Below are 20974 nucleotides of genomic sequence, written 5' to 3'. Positions count from 1 at the left end.
GGTCAGCCTCCTTCCGGGGACCGGCGCACGGCACCGTCCCGCGATGCCGCGGCGGCGCGGACGATGTTGCGGGCCATGCCACCGAAGACGACGGCGTGGAAGGGCGAGACGCTCCACCAGTACAGGTGGCCGAGCAGCCCCCGGGGATGGAACAGCGCCCGCTGCCGGTAGCGGCAGCCTCCGTGGCCGTCGTCCTCCACCCGCATCTCCAGCCAAGCCAGGCCCGGCAGCCTCATCTCGGCGCGCAGCCGCAGCAGCCGGCCGCGCTCGATCTCCTCCACCCGCCAGAAGTCGAGCGAGTCGCCCACCCGCAGCCGGCGTGCGTCCCGCCGGCCGCGGCGCAGGCCCACTCCCCCGACGAGCCGGTCGAGCCGCCCGCGTACCGCCCAGGCCAGCGGGAAGGAGTACCAGCCGTGCTCCCCGCCGATGCCCTCGATCACCCGCCACAGCGCCTCCGGCGGCACGTCGGCGGCGCGTGCCCGTACGTCCGTGTACAGGCTGCCGCCCGCCCAGTCCGGGTCGGTCGGCAGCGGATCGCTCGGGGCGCCCGGCACGGAGGCGGACGACCAGCGGGTGTCCACCCGGGCCTCGCGGACCCGCTGGAGCGCCAGGGCGACGGCCCGGTCGAAGCCGAGGGGGTGGCCGGGCGGGGAGGGCACGTACCGTTCGATGTCGTTCTCGTGGCAGACGACCTCGTACCGCAGCGACTCCGTCAGCGGCCGCGCGATGGCGGCCGGCACCGGGGTCACCAGCCCGACCCAGTAGCTGGACAGTCCGGGGGTGAGCACCGGCACGCGCAGGATCACCCGGCGGGGCAGGCCGGCGACGGCGGCGTACCGCTGCATCATCTCCAGGTAGGTGAGCACCTCCGGGCCGCCGATGTCGAAGGTGCGGGTGACGTCGGCGGGCAGCCGGGCGCAGCCGGCCAGGAGGCGCAGCACATCGCGGACGGCGATGGGCTGGATGCGGGTGTGCACCCAGCGCGGGGTGACCATCACCGGCAGCCGCTCGGTGAGGTAGCGCAGCATCTCGAAGCTCGCGGAGCCCGATCCGATGACGACGGCGGCGCGCAGCACGGCGGTCGGCACGCCCGAGTCGAGCAGGATGCGGCCGACCTCGGCACGGGAGCGCAGGTGCGGGGACAGCTCCCGCTCGGGGACCCCGGCGGGGGTCAGTCCGCCGAGGTAGACCAGGCGCTTGACCCCGGCCAGCCGGGCCTGCTCGCCGAAGGTCCGGGCCGCCCGGCGGTCGGTCCGCTCGAAGTCGCGGCCCGTGCCGAGCGCGTGCACCAGGTAGTAGGCCACGTCCATGCCCGCCATCGCGCGCGCCACCGACCCGGCGTCCGTGACGTCGCCGCGGACGATCTCCACCCGGCCGGCCCACGGGTGGTCGCGCAGCTTGCCCGGAGTGCGGACCAGGCAGCGCACCCGGTACCCGGCGTCCAGCAGTTCCGGCACGAGCCGCCCGCCGAGGTAGCCGCCGGCGCCGGTGACCAGACAGGCCGGTGCCCCGGCGTCGTCCGTGCTCCGGGCAGTCGTCCCGGTCGTCTCGTCCGCCATGGGCCGGCCCCCGTCCGCGCTCGGGTCCCGGTGCGTCCGTGCGCGCTCCCGGGTGTCTCCAGCGTGCTGGCCGTGCCGCCGGATCCGGGCCGGGCGCGGCGTGGCGATCGGGTGACGTCCGCGTCCGGCCCGGCGGCGGGCCCCGGCCGTCGTCGCGGTGCCGCCCCAACCCGCTCGGTGCGCGGCGGTCCGGGGCGGCCGTGCGCGCCGGGCCGCGTCACTCGCTCGGTTGCAGCGGGCGGTCGTCCGCCACGCCGAGGCGGGCCTGTTCCTCCTCGACGATGCGGCGGGCCAGCTCGGTGTCCGAGACGTCGACCGCGTCGGCCGTGGCCTCGGCGACGGCGCTGCGGCGCGCGTAGGCGTCGAACAGGCGGGTCTTGGCCTCCAGCAGCCTCACCAGGCGTTCGTCCACGCCCCCGGTGGCGAGCAGGCGGTACACCCGGACCGGCCGGACCTGGCCCATCCGGTGGGCGCGGGCCACCGCCTGGTGCTCGATGGTCGGCTTGATCTGCGGTTCGCAGATGACGACGACGGAGGCGGCCTGCATGTTGAGGCCGACGCCGGCCGCCTGGATCTGCGCCAGCAGCACCGCGGGGCCCGTGGCGGCCGAGAAGCCGTCGACCAGCTGCTGCCGCCGCCCGGCCGGGACGCTTCCGGTGAGCGGACCGAACACCTGGGTGCCGGGGGCGAGTTGATCCCGGACCACGCCCAGCACGTCCTTGAAGTTGGAGAAGACGACGGTCTTCTGCCCGTTCTCGCCGGCCTCGCGGACGATCTCGCGCAGCCGCTCCAGCTTGGCCGAGCCCTCGGGCCGCATATAGGCGGCCCGGCGCATCGCCATGAAGTTGCCGGCGCGGACGGCCTCGCGGTACTCCTCCTCGTCGGACGCGCTCAGCTCCTCCCATTCGTCGCTCTGCTGGAGGCTCGGCAGTTCGGTCAGGACGTCCACCTGGTTGCGCCGCAGGTACACCGGGGCGACGGCCTTGCGGAAGGCCACCGACCCGGCCGGCGCGTCGCCCTCGCCCAGGGAGTCCGCTATGCCGCGGTGCAGCATGCCGACCAGGTTGCGGAACTCGACGACCCGGTTCTCCATCGGGGTCCCGCTCATGAACAGCGCGCGCTCGCACAGCTCCGTCCACCGGGCCACGGCCTGGGACCGCTTGGCGCCCGGGTTCTTCACGCTGTGCGCCTCGTCCACGACGAGCAGCCCGACCTCCCCGCCGTCCGGCACCGGGAAGCCGCGCAGCGCGTCGAAGGTGGTCACCCCGGCCCCGCCGCGCTCCCGCCAGTCGGCGAACGCGTCGTGCCGGTCGGGGCCGTGGAGCACGGTGACCCGCAGTGCGCTGCGGGCCTCGATCTCGCGGGTCCAGTTGACGAGGACGCTCGCCGGGCAGACGACCATGAAGTGGGTCTGTCCCTCGGCCGCCAGGTGCGCCAGCACGGCGATCGCCTGGATGGTCTTGCCGAGGCCCATCTCGTCGCCGAGCAGCACCTTGCGCTGTGCGAGGACGAAGCGCGCGCCGAAGGACTGGTAACCGCGCAGGGAGACCCGGCGGTGGGTGTCGTCGAGCCGTTGGGTGCGCACCCGCTCGGCGATCTCCTCCGGCAGGAAGCCCTCGGCGGCGGCCGCGTCCGGCAGCCGCCCGGAGATCTCGGCGAGCAGGCCGTAGTAGTCGGCGGAGCGCAGCTCGAAGTCCGCCCAGGCCGCGACGTCGGACGGCGTGCCGCGCAGCAGGTCCACCGAGGTCTGGGCCAGCGACTCTGGCAGGCCGGACCGGTCCGCCTCGTCCACCAGGGCGCGGAGGCCGGCGAGTGCCGTCAGGGCGCGCGCCCTCTTCTCCCGCCCGGCCAGCAGCATCCTGAGCCGTCCGGCGGCGGGCCGGGCCTCGGTCAGCAGCGGGCCGAGCCGCCGGGACAGCGCCGCGGCCTCGTCCACCGCGCGCCGGGCCTCGGGGCCCGCCGCCACCAGGACGTGCAGGGCCTCGACGAGCGCGGTGGTGGCCGGGTCCGGCCGGTCCACGTCGATCCGGACGGCCACCGTCTCGTGCACGGCCTCGGACAGCCGCCGGGCGGCGGCGAGCATCTGGTCGACGGTGCGCTGTCCGACGCCGGGTATCTGCCGCAGCCGGTAGGGGCCCGCTTCGAGGACCTGGCCGACCGTGCCCAGGCCGCTCTTGTCGACGTTGCCCAGCCGCAGGCGGCCCTCGGTGACGTCCTGGAGCCGGGCGACGGGGATGGCGTCCAGCTCCCGCTGGACGGCCGCGTCGTGCAGCGGCTTCAGCGCCGCCCGCACCGCCTCGACCGCCCCGGCGTGGTCACCGGCGACCGCCTGCGCCGCCTCGTACAGCCGCGCTCCGCGCGCAAGCGTCTGCCGCTCGCCGTGCCCCACGCGCCCCGCCCCCCTCGTTCACGATCCCGCACCCGCCCCCAGGAACATCAAAGATTCCCATATGACCGGACCGGCTCGCGCCACCCCCTCGGCGGCGCTCGCCCCCCGAAGGGCCGGTGCGGCGCGGTCGAGGTGCTGTGTGCCGCGGCCGGTCAGCGGCGGATGAGTCCCAGGTCGGTGGCGGTGGCGACCGCGGCGGTGCGCGATTCGACGCCGAGTTTGGCGTAGACGCGGGCGAGGTGGGACTTGACGGTGCCCTCGGTGAGGTGGAGGCGCCGGGCGACGGCCTGGTTGGACAGGCCGTCGGCGACCAGGGCGAGGACCTCGGTCTCGCGCCGGGTCAGGGCGGTGCCGGGGGCGCGCAGCCGGTTCATGAGCCGCTCGGCGACGGTGGGGGCGAGGGTGGTGCGGCCCGCGGCGGCGGTGCGCACGGCGGCGGCCAGGTCCTCGGGATCCGCGTCCTTGAGGAGGTAGCCGGTGGCGCCGGCCTCGATGGCGGGCAGGGTGTCGGCGTCGGAGTCGTACGTGGTGACGACCACGACGCGGGGCGCGCCGGGCCGGGCGGTGATCAGGGCGGTGGCCTGCGCGCCCCCCATGCCCCCGCCGAACTGGAGGTCCATGAGCACCACGTCGACGTCGCCCACGGCGGCACGGGCGACGGCGTCCTCCGCGGTGGCGGCCTCGGCCACGACGACGAGGCCGGGCTCGGTCTCCAGCACGGCGCGCAGTCCGGCCCGGACCACGGGGTGGTCGTCGGCCAGCAGGAGGCGGATGGGCGTGTCGTCGGTCACGGGCGGGCCTTCGGGGTGGTGTCGGCGGGCGGGTCGAGCGGGAGTCGGGCGGTCAGCGAGGTGCCCTGGCCAAGGGCCGATTCGACGGCCAGGGTGCCGCCGAGGGCGTGCATGCGGGCCCGCATGGCCGCCAGCCCGAAGCCGCCGCTGCCGGGGTCGGGCGCGGGCGGGCGGCCGGGGTCGAAGCCGGTGCCGTCGTCGGCGACGCCGAGGGCGATGTGGTCCGTGCCGTAGCCGAGGGTGACCTCGGCGCTGGTGGCGTCGGCGTGGCGGACGGTGTTGGCGAGGGCGGACTGGGCGACCCGCAGCAGGGCGACCTCGTGCGCGGTGGCCACCGGAACGGGGTGGCCGTCGAGCCGGAAGCGGGCGGTGATCCGGTGGTGGGCGCTGGTGGTGGCGCACAGGCGTGCCAGCGCGTCGGCCAGGGTGGTGCCGTCCAGGGCGGGCGGGGTGAGGGCGGCGACGAAGCGGCGGGCCTCGGCGAGGTTGTCCACCGCGGCCTGCCGGGCCGCCGTCACGTGCCCGGCGGCGACCGCGGGCCGGGCGGGCAGGGCGCGTTCGGCGGCGCGCAGCAGCAACTGGATGCTGGACAGCCCCTGCGCGAGGGTGTCGTGGATCTCGCGGGCCAGGCGCTCGCGCTCGGCGAGCACCCCCGCGGTGTGCTCGGCCCGGGCCAGGTCGGCGCGGGTGGCGGTCAGCTCCTCGATCAGGCGCCTGCGCCGTTCGCTCTCGCGGTAGAGGGCCTGGTACCCCCACACCACGGCGACCGCGACGGCGGCGCCCAGCGCGGGTCCGATCACCATGGCCGCGCCGAAGGAGCCCTGGTGGGCCGCGAAGCCGGCGACGGCGGCCGCCGCGGTGGCCGCCACGGCGGCGAGTCCGGCGCGGCGCGGCAGCAGGTGGAGCTGGAGGAAGTACAGCGGGAACGCCACCCATACCGCGTCCGCGGACAGGACCAGCAGCGCCAGCCATCCGGCGCCCACCGCGGCGAGCCACAGGGAGGCGGCCCGCCGGGACCGGCGCACGCCCGGCAGGAGCGGCCCGGCCGCGTACACCGCGGCGCACACGGCCGAGGCGGCGACGACCGCCCCGGTGTGCGGCCGGCCGTCGGTCACGGCGCGTGCGGCGGCCAGGGCGAGCAGGCCGACGACGAGCAGGTGCAGGCACCAGGACAGGGCGCGGGTGGTCGGGGTCGGGGCGGGGGCGGCGGCGTTCACAGTGCCTCCAGGCTACGGAAGCTCCCGGTCGGGGGCCTCCATCGAAAGATGGAAGCCGGGTGGCGGCCTTCGGCCCGGGAAGTGCCGTCCGGCGGGGGACGCGCCCGTGGGGGTCCGGCGGCGACGGTGGAGACGTACCGATGTCCACCACCACACAGGACAGGCAGGGCCGTGTTCGTCGCCTGGAGAGACCTGAAGTTCGCCAAGGGGCGGTTCGCCCTGATGGGAACCGTCATCGTGCTGATCACCCTGCTGGTCGGGCTGCTGTCCGGGCTGACCGCCGGACTGGGCCGGCAGAACGTCTCGGCGGTCACGGGACTGCCCGCCACCGAGATCGTCTTCCAGGCCCCCGCCGCCGGCCGGGACCTGTCGTTCACCGACTCCGCCGTCACCGGGGCGCAGTGGCGGCGGTGGTCGGCGGCCCCCGGTGTCGAGAGCGCCGAGCCGCTGGGGATCACCACCACCCGGGCCACCGCCGGGGACCGGAGCGCCGCGGTCTCCGCCTTCGGCGTCCGCACGGGCTCCCGCCTCGCCCCGGACGGCGGCGCGATCGGCGACCGTACGGTGGTGCTGTCCACCGCGGCCGCCGACGACCTGGGGGTGGCGGCCGGCGGCTCCGTGACCCTGGCCGGGCAGCAGCTGACGGTGGCCGCGGTGCGGGGCGACGCCTTCTTCAGCCACACCCCGGTGATCTGGACCGGCCTGGACGTCTGGCGGAAGGTGGCGCCGCCCACCGGCGGCGGGCAACGCCCGGCCGCCACCGTCATCGCCCTGACCACCACCTCGAAGGCCGCGCTCGCGGCCACCGACCGGGAGGCCGGCACCAGGACCGTCGCCCTCGGCGACTCGCTGTCCGCGATCGGCTCCTACACCTCGGAGAACGGCTCCCTTCAGCTGATGCGCGGCTTTCTGTTCGCCATCTCCGCGCTGGTCGTCGGGGCCTTCTTCACCGTGTGGACCATTCAGCGCGGCGGTGACGTCGCCGTTCTGAAGGCGCTGGGCGCCTCCACCGCCGGGCTGCTGCGCGACGCCCTCGGGCAGGCCGTCGTCCTGCTGGCCGGCGGCACCCTGATCGGCACCGGCGCCGCCGCCTGCGTGGGCGCCCTCGTCGCCGGGACCGTGCCGTTCGTCCTCACCCCCGGCACCGTCCTGACGCCGGCCGCGGTGACGATCGTCCTCGGTGCCCTCGGAGCCGTCCTGTCCGTCCGCCGCATCACCTCCGTCGACCCGCTGACCGCCCTGGGGAGCGCCCGATGAGCCTGCACCTGACCGATGTCACCCTCACCTACCCGGACGGCGACACCCGCCTCACCGCCCTCGACCGGGTCAGCCTGGAGGTGCCCCGGGGCAGCCTGACCGCCGTGGTCGGCCCCTCCGGCTCCGGGAAGTCCAGCCTCCTGGCCGTCGCCGCCACCCTGGTCACGCCGGACGCGGGCACCGTCACCGTCGACGGCACCCGCACCACCGGGCTGAGCCGGCGCGAACTGACCGAGCTGCGCCGCCGCACCATCGGCATCGTCTTCCAGCAGCCCCATCTGCTGCCCTCCCTCACCGCCGTCGAGCAGCTCCAGGTGATGGCGCACCTCGACGGCCGCTCCCCCGCCGGGGCCCGCGGCCGGGCCATGGAACTCCTCGACGCGGTCGGCCTGGCCGACCGGGCGGGCCGCCGTCCGCACCAGCTCTCCGGCGGCCAGCGCCAGCGCGTCAACATCGCCCGCGCCCTGATGAACGAGCCCACCGTCCTGCTGGTCGACGAGCCCACGAGCGCCCTGGACCACGAGCGCGGCGCCGGCGTCGTCGCCCTGCTCGCCCGGCTCACCCGTCATCAGCCCACCGCCACCGTCCTGGTCACCCACGACCGCACCCACCTCGGCGCGGCCGACCGGATCGCCGAGGTCCACGACGGACGGCTCACCGTCCCGGCGGCCGCCTGAGCCGTGACGGGCCGCGGCCCGCTCACGCCGTCACGGCGACGAGCACCGCGGCGCCCGCGAAGACCAGGCCCGCCAGCAGGGCGAACACGACCGGGCCCACCGTGTGCCGCCACATGGACACCCGCGCGCCCTGCGGGTCGTGCGCCAGGTACACCACCGGCACCCGGCGGCCGGTCGCCAGTCCCATGCCGCCGCCGCGCATCCGGGTGGTGAACTCCACCCGGTGGCCGCGCAGGTCGGCGAAAGCGATGACCGGGGCCCACGAGGGGCCCGTGTCACGCCGTTCCACCCGTACGTTGTCCACCACGACGCCCCAGGTGCGTATGCCGTGCCGCCGCAGCCGCCAGACCAGCGCGCCGTCGCGCGCTCCGACCGCCAGGAGCAGCACCGCGACCGCTCCGCACACGATGACGCCGATGAACCCGTTCTCCACCTTGCCGCCTCTTCCGTCCGCCCCCGTGCCGTTCGAACCACGGAAACAGGGGACGCGGATCACGCGCGGACGGTTGCGGCGCGGGCGGCCCGGTCACACCCGGGCGGCGAGCAGCGCGGGCAGTGCGCTCATGTCCCCGAACACCCGGACGCGCCCCGAGCACCGGCTCTCCCGCGGCCGGTCCGGCCGGTACCAGTGGACGCGCAGGCCCGCGTCGTGGGCGGAGCGCACGCCGACCTCGCTGTCCTCGATGGCGACGACGGTCTCCGGGTCCGCCCCCAGCGTCCGTACCGCCTGCCGGTAGAGGCCGGGGTCCGGCTTCCACGTGCCCAGTTCGTACGCCGAGAAGTGCGGGCCGGTGAAGAAGCCGGCGAGGCCGGTGCGGCGCAGGCGGTCCTCGATCATGCCGAGGGGCGAGTTCGACACCACGTACACGGGTGCCGTGATCTCCCGCAGGGCCGCCGCCATCCCCGGGGTGGCGCGCAACCGGGTCGCCAGATACCGCTCGGCGATCTCCCGGACCCGCTCCACCGCGTCGTCCGGCAGCGGGGTGTCCGTGTACTGCCCGATGATGGCGACCGACTCGCTCATCCGGCGGCCCGCGACCCGCTCGGCGAAGCCCTCGGCCGGGACCCGGGCGTGCACGGTCCGGGCGAACTCCAGCAGGGCCAGCACCTCGGCGTCCTGGCTGTCCACGAGCACGCCGTCGAGGTCGAAGAGCACGGTGTGCGCGGTCATGCGCCCAGTCCGTGCCGGCGCAGGAAGGCGTCGTAGCGCCCGGCGAGTTCGGTCGCCGCGGAGCGGGCGTCGGCGACCTTCAGCTCGGTGCAGTGGTAGCCCAGCATCTCCCGCATCACCGCCATGCGTTCCTCGGTGAACTGGACCGTGCCGTTGGCGGCCACGCGCTCGATCCCGTCCAGGAGCTGGCAGCGCCGGTTGACGGCCTCGGCCGCCGCTGGGGCGGTGCCGGGCGGCAGGTCGAGCCGCACGCCCTCGCGCGAGACCCGGACCGGGTAGCCGCCGGTCATGCCGCCGGGGGCGGGCGCGTGCAGGGACTGCTCCGTGCGGGACAGCAGCGCGAGCAGGAGGCGCGCGGCGGAGGTGGCCGTCAGCTGCTGGCCCTCCTTGCCGCCCTGGCGCCGCAGGCCGCCGGCCAGCCGGGCGTACGCCGCGTCGGCGTCGACCGTGGCCGGGGTGCCCGCGACGCGGACGTCGAGCAGGTGCGGGATGCCGCGGGCCTCGCCGAACCGGTGCACGTGGTGGCTGAAGTAGTGGTGCCCCACGGCCTTCACCTCGACCTCGGCCGGGGAGGCGCCCAGTTCCTCGGCGGCCGCCCAGGTGATGCCGGGCACGATGTTGCCGATGTTGCCGATCCCGACGTCGGGCGCCAGGTCGAGGGCCGCGAGGGCGGGGCCGACCGCGTCGGGGTAGGCGCCGTTGACGACGACGGCCCGCGACTCCGCGAGGCGCACCGCCTGCATCAGCTCGTGCACGAGCGTGAGGTGCATCGGCAGCCAGGGGCCGAGCTGGGCCTCGTCGAGCCGTCGGAACAGTTCCTCGGGCAGGTCCATGATGGCGCGGGCGGCCTGGATGGAGGCGCCCATGAAGATGATCGTCGGCCGGATGCGCCTCAGCTGCTCCGCGGTGCGGTCCACGTCGGCCATGTCCATGGCCACCGCCTCGACCTCGCGTATCCGGCCGAGGTTGGCGGCCGCCAGCTTGGTCAGGTTCGCGAAGCGGGTGGCGCGCTCCGCCGAGCGGCTCGCGAGGACGAGCCGCGTCTCCGGTTCCGCGCTCGCCAGCAGATGACCCAACCGTATGGTGAGGTCACCGGAACCGATGAGGAGGATCTTCGGTACCTCACCGGTCGTGGTGCCTGACATGTCTCCTCCGCAGCGGGTCGAAGTGGTGGTGGGCGCGCGCACCCCGGCCGGGCGCGCGGCTCAGTGCGGTGTGTGTCCGGGGCCGGGATCGGGGGCGGGCAGCGAGCGGCGGTCGATCTTGCCGTTGGTGTTCAGCGGGAACGACTCCCGGTGCAGGAAGCGGCTCGGCAGCATGTAGTGCGGGAGCCGCCCGCGCAGGAAGCCGGTGAGTGCGGCGGGCGGGGTGGCGGTGCCCGTGTAGTGGGCGACCAGCGTCGCCTCCGGCCCGGACCCGTGGGCGACCACGACGGCCTCCCGGACCGCGGGGTGGCGCGTCAACTGCGCCTCCACCTCGCCCACTTCGATGCGGTGGCCGCGCACCTTCACCTGGTCGTCCAGCCTGCCCAGGAAGACCAGTCCCTCGCCCTCCGGGCGGACCAGGTCGCCGGTGCGGTACCAGTCCGTGTCGCGGGGCTCCTCCCCCGCCGGCAAGGCGACCGCGGGCTCCCCGGGCCGGCGGCGCAGGAACCGCCCCTCGTTGTGGGCCGGGTCGAGGTAGCCGGCGAACCGCTGGGGCCCGCGCAGGCACAACTCGCCGGTCTCGGCGGGCAGGCCGTCCTCCCCGAGCACGACGCTCTCCAGGTGCGGCAGCACCTCGCCGATGGGCATCGTCCCGTTGGAGCCGGCGGGCACGAGCCGGCCGGCGCCCCCGAGGTCCTTGTGCACGCAGACGACGCTCATCTCGGTCGGCCCGTACATGTTGTGCAGTACGGCGTTGGGCGCGGCCTCGGCCCACTGCCGCGCCTGTTCGGCGGTGAGCCGTTCGCCGCCCAGCATGACCTTGGTCAGGGTGGGCATCGAGTCGGGGGCGAGCGCGCCGGTGCGCTCGGCGAGGCTGCCGAGGGACGGCACGCAGAACCAGTGCGTGATCCGGTGCTCGTTGACGAACCGGGAGGGCCGCAGCACGTCGTTGGCGCGGGGCACGACCAGCGCGCCGCCGGCCGCCCAGGTCACGAACATCTCGTAGACGGCCACGTCGAAGGAGAACTCGACGTTCTGGGAGGTGCGGTCCTGCGGGCCGATACCGCAGGCGTCGACGGCCCAGTCGATGAACGGCACGATGTTCGCGTGCCGCACGGGCACACCGCGCGGCGCTCCGGTGGAGCCCGAGGTGTACAGGATGTAGGCGATGTCGTCCGGCCGCGGCGGCGCGGCGGCCGGTCCGCCCGGGTCCGTGCCGTCGTCGCCCCGCGCCGCGCCGGTGCCGTCGGCCGGTTCCGTCAGCGACGCCTCGTCGACGAGCAGCAGGGGCACGCCGAGGTCGGGCGGCGCCTGGGTACCGCCCCGGGCGCGCGGGGGCGTGCCGACGACGAGGTCGAGGTTGCCGTCCTTGACGACGGCCAGCTGCCGGGCGGGCGGGTGCGCGGGGTTGATGGGCACCGCCGCGGCGCCCAGCCGCAGCGCGGCCAGGTAGCCCGCGTAGGCCGTGAGGCTGCGGGCGGCCAGCAGCCCCACCCGTGCGGGGCGGTGGCCGGTCCGGCGCAGGATCCGTCCGGCCAGCCGGTCCGACAGGCGGTCCAGCTCCGCGTAGCCGAAGGTCCGGCCGTCCACCTCCAGCGCGGTGCGGTCCGGATGGCGGGCGGCGGAGCGGGCGAACAGCTCATGGAGGGTCGCGGGGGCGGCCGCTGCCACGGGCGGCTCCTTTCGTTGCGTACCGGGGGTCGTCACACCAGCTCCGCGAGGGCGCGCAGCACGGCGGGCCAGGACTCGGTGAGGTACATGTGGCCGCCGGGGAACTCGACGGCCTGGAAGCCCGCCGAGGTGTAGGCCGCCCAGTCCCGCCAGTCGGCGGCCGGGACGGAGGCGTCGGCGGTGCCGCGAAGTGCCGTGAGCGGGACCGGCAGCGGGCGGTGCGGCTGCGGGCGGTAGCCCTCGGACATCGCGATGTCGGCGCGCAGGGCGGGCAGCAGGAGGTCGCGGATCTCGGGGTCGGCGAAGGCTTCCGGCTGCCCGGTCAGTTCGCGCAACTGGGCGACGGCCCGCACCGGATCGTCGGACAGTTTCTCGGGGCGGCGGCGCCGGGGGCTCACCGAGCCGCTGACCACCAGGTGCCGGGGCGGGGGGCCGCCGGTCTCCAGCAGGTGGCGGGTCGCCTCGTAGGCGAGGAGGGCGCCGAGGCTGTGGCCGAAGAGGACGTAGGGGGCCCCGTCGGCGTGCCCGGCGACCCGGCCGGCGACGTCCTCGGCGGCCGCCCGGACCGTGCGGTGGAACGGCGCCGCGAACTCCTCCTCGCGTCCGGGGAGTTGGATGGGCACCACGTCGAGGACCGCGCCGGGTCGCTGCCGCCATCCCCGGTACACACCGGCGCCCGCCCCCGCGTAGGGGACGCACATCATCCGGAGGGGCCGGGGAGCGGCCGGTTCTGGGCAGGGCGTCTCTTCCGCGACGCGCGGAGCGGACACGTGTTTCCTCCGATCGCGGATTCTCATTTCCGGGGCCCGTCGGCCGAATACGTCAGGACGAGTCGGCCGCGGAGCGCACGCGTTCGCGCAATGCGTGGGCGTTCTCGCTCTCCAGGATGTCGAGGAAATCCACCTCGACGCCCGTCTCCTCGTGGATCATGGTGGAGAGAGTGAGGGCCCGGAAGGAATCCCCACCGTTCTCCAGAAAACCGAGATTCGGGTCGGAACCGGTTCCGAGGACTTCTGCCCACAACACCGGAATGCGGTCCGCACCGTTTTCCGTACCGGGAGTCTGGCTCATCTGGCTCCTCATCTCATCAAAGGCACGACGATTCCGAGACCGACGCGGACCAACGGACGGGATTGGGCTGCCAACGCTATGAAATTGGTCGGCGCCGCAGATGGCGAAACCTTTCGTCGGTGAATGTGACGCAGGTCACCCGGCAACCTCCGGCGAAACCATCCGGGAGGCGGTGGCCGAAAACCGATGTTTGCCGGGCCCTGGTCGCTGGCTATGCTTCTTCCGCCTCTCATGTACACGGATGCCTTTCTCGCCGCGTGAACCCCGCTGTGGCCCGGCGAGAGAACCGTCGAACACTTGGGAAGGACCACCCACTTGAGCGATTCACCGGTACTCCTCGCCGTCTACGACGTCGGAAGCCTCGCACCGCTCCGTCTTTCCCAGGTCGCCCGCGCCAATGGCTGCGAAATGGCATTCGTCGCCGCGGACTCGGAACACGCACAGCAGATGCTCCCGGTCCTCGGCAGACTGGGCCGGGTGGTGAACTCCGCGGGACGCACCGAGGCGTCGGTCGTCGATGAATTGCGCGGGCTGAACCCCGCCGGAATCATCACGTTCAGCGAATTCCGCATCGCCGACACCGTCCGGCTGGCCGCGGCGCTCGGCCTGCCGTACCACTCGCCCGCCCTGCGGGAGGCGGTGACCAACAAGGACCGCCAGCGCGAGCGGTTCGCCGAAGTGGGCCTGGACACCGTGCGGTTCTGCACGGTGACCGCCGCCGACCAGGTGGACGCGGCCATCGCGCGGGTGGGACTGCCCGCGATCGTCAAACCGGTCGTCGGCGCGTCGAGCCGCAACACCACCGCCGTCGCCACGGCGGACGAGTGCCGCGCGGTGGTCGCGGCGGCGCTCGGCGGGATCGGCGGGCCGGCCGAAACGGCGGTGGTCGTGGAGGAGTTGCTGGTCGGCATGCCGGTCGAGGCTCCGTGGGGCGACTACATGGCGGTGGACTGCGTCGCCCGCGGCGACGATGTGCGCCCGGTCTTCGTCAGCAGCAAGTTCGCGCTCGCCGAGCCCTTCCGGGAACGCGGCGCCTACGGCGGGCAGTCGGTGGTACCGGACGACCTGGTCCGGGAGGTGGCCGACCTGGCGTGCCGGGCGGTCGGCGCCCTCGGTGTGCACGGGGTGGCCGACGTCGAGATCAAGCTGACCCCCGACGGCCCGCGGGTCATCGAGGTCAACGGCCGCCTGGGCGCCTGGGTGGACGACCTCGGCGTGCGCGCGGGCAGCAGCGTGCCGGCCGACATCGCCGTCAAGGCGGCGCTGGGCCGCCCGTACACCACCCCCGACCCGGTGGGGCGCGGTCCCGCCGTCTTCCACTATCTGATCGTGCCGCCCGTGGGGGCCACCCGGGTCAAGGCGGTGCGCGACCTGACGGAGCTGCGCCGGCTGCCGTTCGTGGAGCGGGTGGTGCCACTGGTCGAACCGGGCGCGCCCGTCGACTGGCGGATCGGCGCGGCCGGCAACGTGGCCGCGCTCAGCGGGGCCGCTCCCGACCCGGCGGCGCTCGCCGAGACGGTGGCCGCGATCGAGGCCGTCGACTGGATCGACTATGAGTGAGCCGGTCCGCACGGGGCCGCACCGGCGCGCCGGTGAAGACACCCGGGCCGGCCGGTGTTCCGCGGCGCCGCCCGCGCCGCGGTCCAGCCCGTCACCACCAGGACACGCACCGACTGGAGGCAAGCCGTGATCGACCGCAGTGGCGGGCTCGTGGGGCCGGGCCCGGACGCCAGCGCCATCGACGGCGGTGACCCGGCGGGCGCCGCCCGGCCGGCCGGGGCCGGCTGGCCGCTCGCGCCCAACCAGGTCGGCGTCCACCTCGCCGACGCCCTGGCCGAACGGCCGGGGATGCACACGGTGGTCGCCGCCTACCGCCTCACCGGCACCTTCGACGGCGAACTGCTCGCGGAGCGCTTCCGGGCCCTCGTGCGCAGGCATCCGGCCCTGTCCTCGCGCCTCGTGGACGACGGCCCGGCCCTCGGCATGGCCCGGTCGGACACCGCCCCGGAATGGCGCGACGAGACCCTCCCGCCGTCCGCGGCGGACGACGACGGCGCGGACCGGCGCCTGGCGGAGTGCCTGCGCCCGATCGACACCCGGCACGGGCCGCTGATGCGCGGGGCGCTGCTGCGCCGAGAGGACGGCGACGCCGATCTGGTGCTGACCGCCAGTCACCTCGTCGTCGACGACCAGGCGATGGAGACGGCCGTCGCCGAGGTGCTGACGGGCGACACCACACGGTCCCCGGGCGACTATCCGGGCTGGGCGACGGCCGCGGCCGGGGCCGCCCTGCGCGGGGCCGGCCGGGCGGCCGCCCGCCGCGCCGAACTGGCCGCCCTCCCGCTCGGTACCGAACCGGCCTGGGGGTGCGGCGACGCGGCGGCGGGCGACGCCGACGGCGGCCAGCTGCCGTTCACCGTCCCGGACGACGTATGGCGGAAACTGGCCGGCACCGCCCGCACCCTGGGCATCTCCCGCTACTCGGCGCTGACCGCCGCGGTGGGGCTGGTGCTCGCGCGCAACGGCGGCACGGACGCCTCGCTGGTCGGCAGCTTCGTCACCCGCCGGCCGGCCGCGCAGCGGCACACCATCGGCTACTTCAGCAACACCGTCCCCGTCCCGGTCCGTCTCGCGGAGGACGGCACCGTCGCCGGTTTCCTGCGCACCTGCCACCGCCAGTGCCTCGCCGCCTACCGGGACGCGGACCTGCCGCTCTTCGACGTGCTGCCCGCCGGCCACCAGTCCGGCGCCGGTCCGCTGACCGCCGCCGTCGCCCCGCTGTGGACCCCGCCGCCCCTGCGGCTGCCGGGACTCACCGCGCGGCCGCTCCCCCACCCCTTCGCGGGCGCCGCGAAGTTCCCGCTGCTGGTGTACGTCGACATGGCGGCCGAGGGCGCCGCGCGGGGGCTGCTCCAGTTCCGTCACCGGTGGTTCTCGGCCGAGCAGGCAGCCCTGTTCACCCGACAGCTCGTCGCCGTGCTGCGCGAGTTCGCCGAGCGGCCGGACGCGCGCCTGGTCTCGGTGAGTGTCCTCGACGAAGCGGACCGGCAGCGGGTCCTGGACGCCGGGCTCGGCGCCCCCCTCGCGCCCGAGGAGCTGTCCGTGCCCGCGCTGTTCACCCGGCGCGCCGGGCTGTCGCCCGACCGCATCGCCGTCAACGACGGGCGCACCGCGCTGCGTTACGCCGAGGTCGACGAGCGTTCCGACACCGTGGCCCGCGCGCTGGCGGAGGCCGGGGTGCGGGCCGGGGACCGGGTGGGCGTGCGCATGGAACGCTCCTGCGATCTGATCGTCGCCCTGCTGGGCGTGCTGAAGACCGGAGCGGCGTACGTGCCGCTCGACCCCTCCTACCCCGAGGCGCGGCTGGCCCTCGTGATCGGCGACGCGGACGTGCGGGTGGTGGTCGGCGACGCGGACTCCCGCCCGGCGGACCTGCCCGAGCACATCGACTGGCTGCCGGTGCACACCCGCCCCCGGGACCCGGCCCGGCCGCTGCCCGCCGTCGACCCGGATCTGCCCTGCTACGCCATCCACACCTCCGGCTCCACCGGCCGGCCCAAGGGCGTGCTGGTGACGCACCGCAACGTCACCTCGCTGCTGAACGCGACGCGCGAGGACTTCGGCCTCGGCCCGGACGACGTGTGGTCGCTGTTCCACTCGTTCGCCTTCGACTTCTCCGCCTGGGAGATCTGGGTCTGTCTGCTCACCGGCGGCCGGCTGGTGGTCGTGCCCCGGGCGGTCTCGCGCAACCCGGAGGAGTTCCACCAGCTGCTGGAGGACGAGGAGGTGACCGTCCTCAGCCAGACGCCGACCGCGTTCGGGCTGCTGCTCGCCACCGACCGGCTGGCGCGGGGCGGTCTGTCGGTGCGCCTGGTGGTGTTCGGCGGCGAACCGCTGGACACGCGCACCCTGGCGCCCTGGTTCGAGCGGTATCCCGGGGCGCGCGTGGAGAACATGTACGGCATCACCGAGACCACCGTGCACAGCACCACCCACACGGTCACCCGCGAGGACACCCGCACCGGCAGCCGGGTGGTCGGCCGTCCGCTGCCCGGCTGGGAGATATACGTCCTGGACGCGCACGGCCGCCCGGTGGCGCCCGGCGTCGCCGGAGAACTGCACGTGGGCGGCGCGGGGGTGGCGCTCGGCTATCTCGACCGCCCCGAGCTGACGGCCGAACGCTTCACCACCGACCGCCACCCGCGGGTGCCGGGCGGACGGCTCTACCGCAGCGGCGACCAGGGCCGGCTGCTGCCCGGCGGGGTGCTGGAACACCTGGGACGACTGGACGACCAGGTGAAGGTGCGCGGCTTCCGCATCGAACTCGGCGAGGTCCGCGACGCCCTGCTGCGGGACCCGTCGGTCACGTCCGCGGCGGTCGTCGTGCACGGCGCGGGCACCGCCGAGGCCCGTCTGGACGCCTATGTGGTGCTCGCGGACGGCGGGTCCACCGACGGGCTGCTGCGCCGGGCGGCGGCCCGGCTGCCCGAGTACATGGTGCCGCAGACCGTCACCGCGCTCACGGCCCTTCCGGTCACCGCCAACGGCAAGCTCGACAAGGCGCGGCTGCCCGCCCCGGAACCGGACGCGGACGCCCCGGCCGGCCCCGCCGGCTCCCCGGACGCGGCCGGTGACGTCCTCGACCGGGTCGTCGGGGTCTGGCGCGACGTGCTGGACGTGCCCGTCGCCCCGGACGACAACTTCTTCGACCTCGGCGGCACCTCCCTGCTCGCACTGCGGCTCAAGACGGCGCTGCGCGGCGCCGGACTGCCGGAACTGGCCCTCAAGGAGGTCATCCGCCATGCCACCCCGGCGGCCATGACGGCACTGCTGCGCGACAGGGCCGGCGCACCTGGGGAGGCCGCCGGATGAGCCGGCCCGACACCCGCCCGGCCACCCCCGGACAGCTGCGGTTCTTCCTGCTGGACCAGCAGGACGGCGGCGCCGCCCGCACCCTCGTCAAGCGGATCACCGCGGAAGGGGCGGCCGATCCCGAGCGGCTGCGGGAGGCGCTGCGCGCGGTGGTCACGGCCCACCCGGCGCTGCGCACCTCGCTGCACCTCGACCCCGAGGGGCTGCGCCGGCGGGTGCACGACCCCGACGCGGTGGACCTGGTGATGCGGACGACCGCGGACCCGGACGCGCTGGTGGCGGCGGAGTCCGCCGCGCTGGCGGTGCCGTTCGAACACGGCGGCGGCCCGTTGTGCCGGATCAGGGCGCTGGTCGGCCCGCGCCGCACCCACTGTCTGATCGCCGTGCACCACGCGGTCTTCGACGACGACTCCACCGCCCTGCTGCTGTCCGCGCTCACCGGCGCCTACGCCGAACCCGCTTCGGCCGCACCGGCCGCGGACGCCCCGGTGGACGATCCGGCGCCGCGCGCGGACGGGGAACGGCTGCGCGCCTTCTGGCGGCGCTACCTGGAGGGCTGCCCCCGGCGGACCGAACTGCCCTGGACGCGGCCCGCGGCCGGCCGGCGCAAGCGGACCGTCGTGAGGGACCTGCCGGCCGCGCTCTGCGACCGGCTGCGGCAGCGCGCCCGGACCACCGGCGCCAGCCCGTTCGCCCAGTTCCTCGCCGCGGTCGGCGCGGTGACGGCCTGGTACCTGGACCGGGACGACGTCGTCCTCGCGGTCCCGGTGAGCGGCCGGGGGGACGGCGGCGACCGGCGCATCGACTGTCTCCAGAACACCGTCCCGGTCCGCGTCGGCCTGGCCGGGGCGGACACCTCGACGGTGGTGGACCGGACCGTGGACGCCCTGTTCGACGCGCTGGACCACGCCGCACTGCCCTTCGAGGAGATCCTGTCCTGCGTGCGCGCCGTACGGGAGCCCGGCCGCAAGCCGCTCGCCCAGATCCTGTGCACCGAGACGGTCCCGGTGCCGCCGGTCGAGGCGGGCGGGCTGCGCTGGACGGTCGGCGAGACGGACACCGGGGAGGCCGAGTACGACTGCTGCCTGGCCCTGCGCCATCTGCCCGACGGCGGGATACGGCTCGAACTCGTGTACCGCGAGGGCGCGTTGCCGCCGGAGCGGGCCCGCAACACGGTGGACCACGTGGCCCGTCTCCTGGAGCGGCTCACCGAGGACCCGGTGCGCCCGCTCGCCGCGATCGACCTCCTCGGCGAGACGGAGGAGGCCGAACTGGCCGTCCTCGAAGGCGCCTTGCTGGACCCCGACCCGCGGCCGGTGCACGAACTCGTCCTGCGACACGCCCGTACGACGCCCGAGGCCACCGCCGTCACCGACGGACAGCGGGCGCTCTCCTACGCCGCCCTGGAGCGGCGGTCGCGCGCGGTGGCCCGCGCGCTCACCGGCCGGGGGGTGCGGCCCGGGGACCGGGTGGGCATCTGCCTGCCGCGGGGCACCGACCTGGTGGTGGCCGTGCTCGCCGTCTGGCGGGCGGGCGCGGTGTACGTGCCGCTGGACCCCGAGTACCCGGCGGATCGGCTGCGGTTCATCGTGGCGGACACCGCCCCGGCCGTCGTCCTGGGCGACCGGGAGCTGCCGGGGGCGCTGCGGGACACGCCCGGCGTCCTGCCGCTGGACATGGCCGACGCCGGCGCCGCCGTACCGGCGGACGGCGAGGAGGACGGCGCGGACCCGGCCGGACGCGCGTACATCCTGCACACCTCCGGCTCGACCGGCCGGCCCAAGGGCGTCGTGGTGGGACACGCCCGGCTGACCGCGCTCTTCGACGCGTGCGAACAGACCCTGCCCGGGGCGCCGTTGACGGTCGCGGGCACCAGCCTGTCCTTCGACATCAGCGTCCTGGAACTGCTGTGGCCGCTCACCCGGGGGCGCACCGTCCTGGTGACCGGGCACCGGCAGGCGGCCGAGCAGGACGTGCCTGCCGGGGCGCTGTACCAGTGCACGCCCACCATCGCCCGGCTGCTGCTCGCCGACCCGGCGGGCCGCGCCCTGCTGGGCCGGCTGGGCGCCCTGCTGGTGGGCGGCGAGCCCCTCGCCCCCGACCTGGCGGACGAGTTGGCGGCGACCGTCCCGGGGCCGGTCGTCAACTGCTACGGCCCCACGGAGACCACCGTGTGGTCCACCACCTGGCGGGTCGTCCGGGGCGCCGCCGTCCGGATCGGGCTGCCGCTGCCGGGCGAGTCCTGCCACGTGCTGGACGGGCTGGGCCGGCGGCTGCCCCCGGGCTGCCCAGGCCGGCTGGTCATCGGCGGCCTGGGGGTCGCCGAGGGGTACTGGCACCGCCCGGAGCTGACCGCCGAGCGGTTCGTGACGCTCGGCGGGGGCCGCGGGCGCGGCTACGACACCGGGGACCTGGTCGTCCTCGACGGCCCGGAGGGGCTGCGGTTCCTCGGCCGCCGGGACGGACAGTGCAAGATCCTCGGCCAGCGGATCGAGGTGGAAGAGGTGGAGGCCACCCTGCGCGCGGGCGGCGCGCCGGAGGTCGCCGTGGCCCCGAACGCCGACTCCACCCACCTGGTGGCGTTCCTGCCGGACGGCGTCGCGGCGGACGGAGCGCCCGGCCCGGCGGCCCCCGGCCCGCTGCGGGAGCTGCGCGCCCACGCCGAGGCCTGGCTCCCCCCGGCCGCGGTCCCCGGCGCATGGCTGCGCGTCCCCGCGCTGCCGCAGCTGCCCAACGGCAAACTCGACCGCGACACCCTGGCCCGCTGGGCGGCCGAGCCGCGGCCGGCCGCCCCCGCCGGGCCGCCCCCGGCGGGCGGGTCCACGGCGGGCGGGTCCACGGCGGCGCGCCTGTGCCGGGTGTGGGAGACGGTCCTCGGCCGCCCCGTCCAGAACCACGACGCGACCTTCTTCGAGCTCGGCGGGACCTCGCACGGGGTGCTGCGGGTGCTGGCGGCGCTGCGCACCGCCCATCCCCGGCTCACGGCGGCCGAGTTGTTCCGCCACACCACCGTGCGCGCCCTCGCGGCACACCTCGACGGTGCCGCCGCGGCCGACGGACCCGCGGCGCGGGGCGCGGCCCGGGGCCGCGACCGTTCCCGCGCCCTCAGCGGCTGGCGCGTCGGCCGGCGGCCCTCATCGACCCTCTAGGTACC

The 20974-nt window shown here is 75.6% G+C and carries 15 protein-coding genes; 5 read left to right on the top strand and 10 right to left on the bottom strand.

What is annotated here, in order from left to right; translation table 11 throughout:
* Positions 1 to 2 precede the first annotated feature (2 nt).
* From BLW85_RS32675 to BLW85_RS32660, 4 genes are all read right to left on the bottom strand, one after another.
* Complete coding sequence (locus tag BLW85_RS32675; protein ID WP_070029671.1) at positions 3 to 1559, bottom strand: SDR family oxidoreductase; 1557 nt, start codon at positions 1557 to 1559, stop codon at positions 3 to 5.
* Positions 1560 to 1776: 217 nt separating this feature from the next.
* Entirely contained in the window at positions 1777 to 3948 is a 2172-nt protein-coding gene (locus tag BLW85_RS32670; protein ID WP_079172478.1) for a DEAD/DEAH box helicase, read from the bottom strand.
* A 152-nt stretch (positions 3949 to 4100) separates the two neighbouring features.
* Positions 4101 to 4739: a response regulator gene (locus tag BLW85_RS32665; RefSeq protein WP_070029670.1), complete on the bottom strand. Its 639-nt coding sequence runs from the start codon at positions 4737 to 4739 to the stop codon at positions 4101 to 4103.
* Positions 4736 to 5956 carry a sensor histidine kinase gene (locus BLW85_RS32660; protein ID WP_074994689.1) on the bottom strand — a complete coding sequence of 407 codons (1221 nt, stop codon included), beginning with the start codon at positions 5954 to 5956 and terminating at the stop codon, positions 4736 to 4738. The genes BLW85_RS32665 and BLW85_RS32660 overlap by 4 nt, the downstream gene beginning before the upstream one ends.
* A 171-nt stretch (positions 5957 to 6127) precedes the next feature.
* On the opposite strand from BLW85_RS32660, the gene BLW85_RS32655 reads away from it, so the two are divergent.
* Entirely contained in the window at positions 6128 to 7213 is a 1086-nt protein-coding gene (locus tag BLW85_RS32655) for an ABC transporter permease (RefSeq protein ID WP_074994687.1), read from the top strand.
* Positions 7210 to 7890: an ABC transporter ATP-binding protein gene (locus tag BLW85_RS32650; RefSeq protein WP_070029667.1), complete on the top strand. Its 681-nt coding sequence runs from the start codon at positions 7210 to 7212 to the stop codon at positions 7888 to 7890. The genes BLW85_RS32655 and BLW85_RS32650 overlap by 4 nt, the downstream gene beginning before the upstream one ends.
* Positions 7891 to 7912: 22 nt before the next feature.
* On the opposite strand, the gene BLW85_RS32645 is transcribed toward BLW85_RS32650, so the two are convergent.
* The 6 genes from BLW85_RS32645 to BLW85_RS32620 all read right to left on the bottom strand — a co-directional run bounded on the left by BLW85_RS32645 (position 7913) and on the right by BLW85_RS32620 (position 12948).
* Entirely contained in the window at positions 7913 to 8323 is a 411-nt protein-coding gene (locus BLW85_RS32645; RefSeq protein WP_244174952.1) for a DUF3592 domain-containing protein, read from the bottom strand.
* Positions 8324 to 8416: 93 nt separating this feature from the next.
* Positions 8417 to 9061, bottom strand: a complete 645-nt coding sequence (locus BLW85_RS32640) for an HAD family hydrolase (protein WP_070029666.1) — start codon at positions 9059 to 9061, stop codon at positions 8417 to 8419.
* Positions 9058 to 10206 (bottom strand): hypothetical protein, encoded by a 1149-nt coding sequence (locus BLW85_RS32635; protein WP_074994685.1) that lies wholly within the window; start codon positions 10204 to 10206, stop codon positions 9058 to 9060. The genes BLW85_RS32640 and BLW85_RS32635 overlap by 4 nt, the downstream gene beginning before the upstream one ends.
* A gap of 60 nt (positions 10207 to 10266) precedes the next feature.
* Positions 10267 to 11877: an amino acid adenylation domain-containing protein gene (locus BLW85_RS32630; RefSeq protein ID WP_074994683.1), complete on the bottom strand. Its 1611-nt coding sequence runs from the start codon at positions 11875 to 11877 to the stop codon at positions 10267 to 10269.
* Between the two features lie 32 nt (positions 11878 to 11909).
* A complete protein-coding gene (locus BLW85_RS32625) occupies positions 11910 to 12647 on the bottom strand; it encodes a thioesterase II family protein (RefSeq protein WP_167381446.1) in 738 nt (245 codons plus the stop codon).
* 52 nt (positions 12648 to 12699) lie between these two features.
* A complete protein-coding gene (locus tag BLW85_RS32620) occupies positions 12700 to 12948 on the bottom strand; it encodes an acyl carrier protein (protein WP_167381445.1) in 249 nt (82 codons plus the stop codon).
* A 315-nt stretch (positions 12949 to 13263) separates the two neighbouring features.
* Between BLW85_RS32620 and BLW85_RS32615 the strand changes: the two genes are divergently transcribed.
* From BLW85_RS32615 to BLW85_RS32605, 3 genes are all read left to right on the top strand, one after another.
* Positions 13264 to 14508 carry an ATP-grasp domain-containing protein gene (locus BLW85_RS32615; RefSeq protein ID WP_143060481.1) on the top strand — a complete coding sequence of 415 codons (1245 nt, stop codon included), beginning with the start codon at positions 13264 to 13266 and terminating at the stop codon, positions 14506 to 14508.
* 126 nt (positions 14509 to 14634) lie between these two features.
* Positions 14635 to 17820, top strand: coding sequence for a non-ribosomal peptide synthetase (locus BLW85_RS32610; RefSeq protein ID WP_143060480.1), 3186 nt, complete (start codon positions 14635 to 14637; stop codon positions 17818 to 17820).
* Positions 17817 to 20969, top strand: a complete 3153-nt coding sequence (locus BLW85_RS32605) for a non-ribosomal peptide synthetase (protein ID WP_074994673.1) — start codon at positions 17817 to 17819, stop codon at positions 20967 to 20969. The genes BLW85_RS32610 and BLW85_RS32605 overlap by 4 nt, the downstream gene beginning before the upstream one ends.
* The last annotated feature ends 5 nt before the right edge of the window (positions 20970 to 20974 follow it).

This window comes from Streptomyces misionensis (genome assembly GCF_900104815.1).
Taxonomy (GTDB): domain Bacteria; phylum Actinomycetota; class Actinomycetes; order Streptomycetales; family Streptomycetaceae; genus Streptomyces; species Streptomyces misionensis.
This window is presented reverse-complemented; position numbering and strand designations above follow the sequence as displayed.

What these genes read in the sequence shown, in the direction of transcription:
- BLW85_RS32675 (WP_070029671.1), bottom strand. Translation starts at nt 1,559, where the DNA reads ATGGCGGACGAGACGACCGGGACGACTGCCCGGAGCACGGACGACGCC.
- BLW85_RS32650 (WP_070029667.1), top strand. Translation starts at nt 7,210, where the DNA reads ATGAGCCTGCACCTGACCGATGTCACCCTCACCTACCCGGACGGCGAC.
- BLW85_RS32640 (WP_070029666.1), bottom strand. Translation starts at nt 9,061, where the DNA reads ATGACCGCGCACACCGTGCTCTTCGACCTCGACGGCGTGCTCGTGGAC.
- BLW85_RS32635 (WP_074994685.1), bottom strand. Translation starts at nt 10,206, where the DNA reads ATGTCAGGCACCACGACCGGTGAGGTACCGAAGATCCTCCTCATCGGT.
- BLW85_RS32620 (WP_167381445.1), bottom strand. Translation starts at nt 12,948, where the DNA reads ATGAGCCAGACTCCCGGTACGGAAAACGGTGCGGACCGCATTCCGGTG.
- BLW85_RS32605 (WP_074994673.1), top strand. Translation starts at nt 17,817, where the DNA reads ATGAGCCGGCCCGACACCCGCCCGGCCACCCCCGGACAGCTGCGGTTC.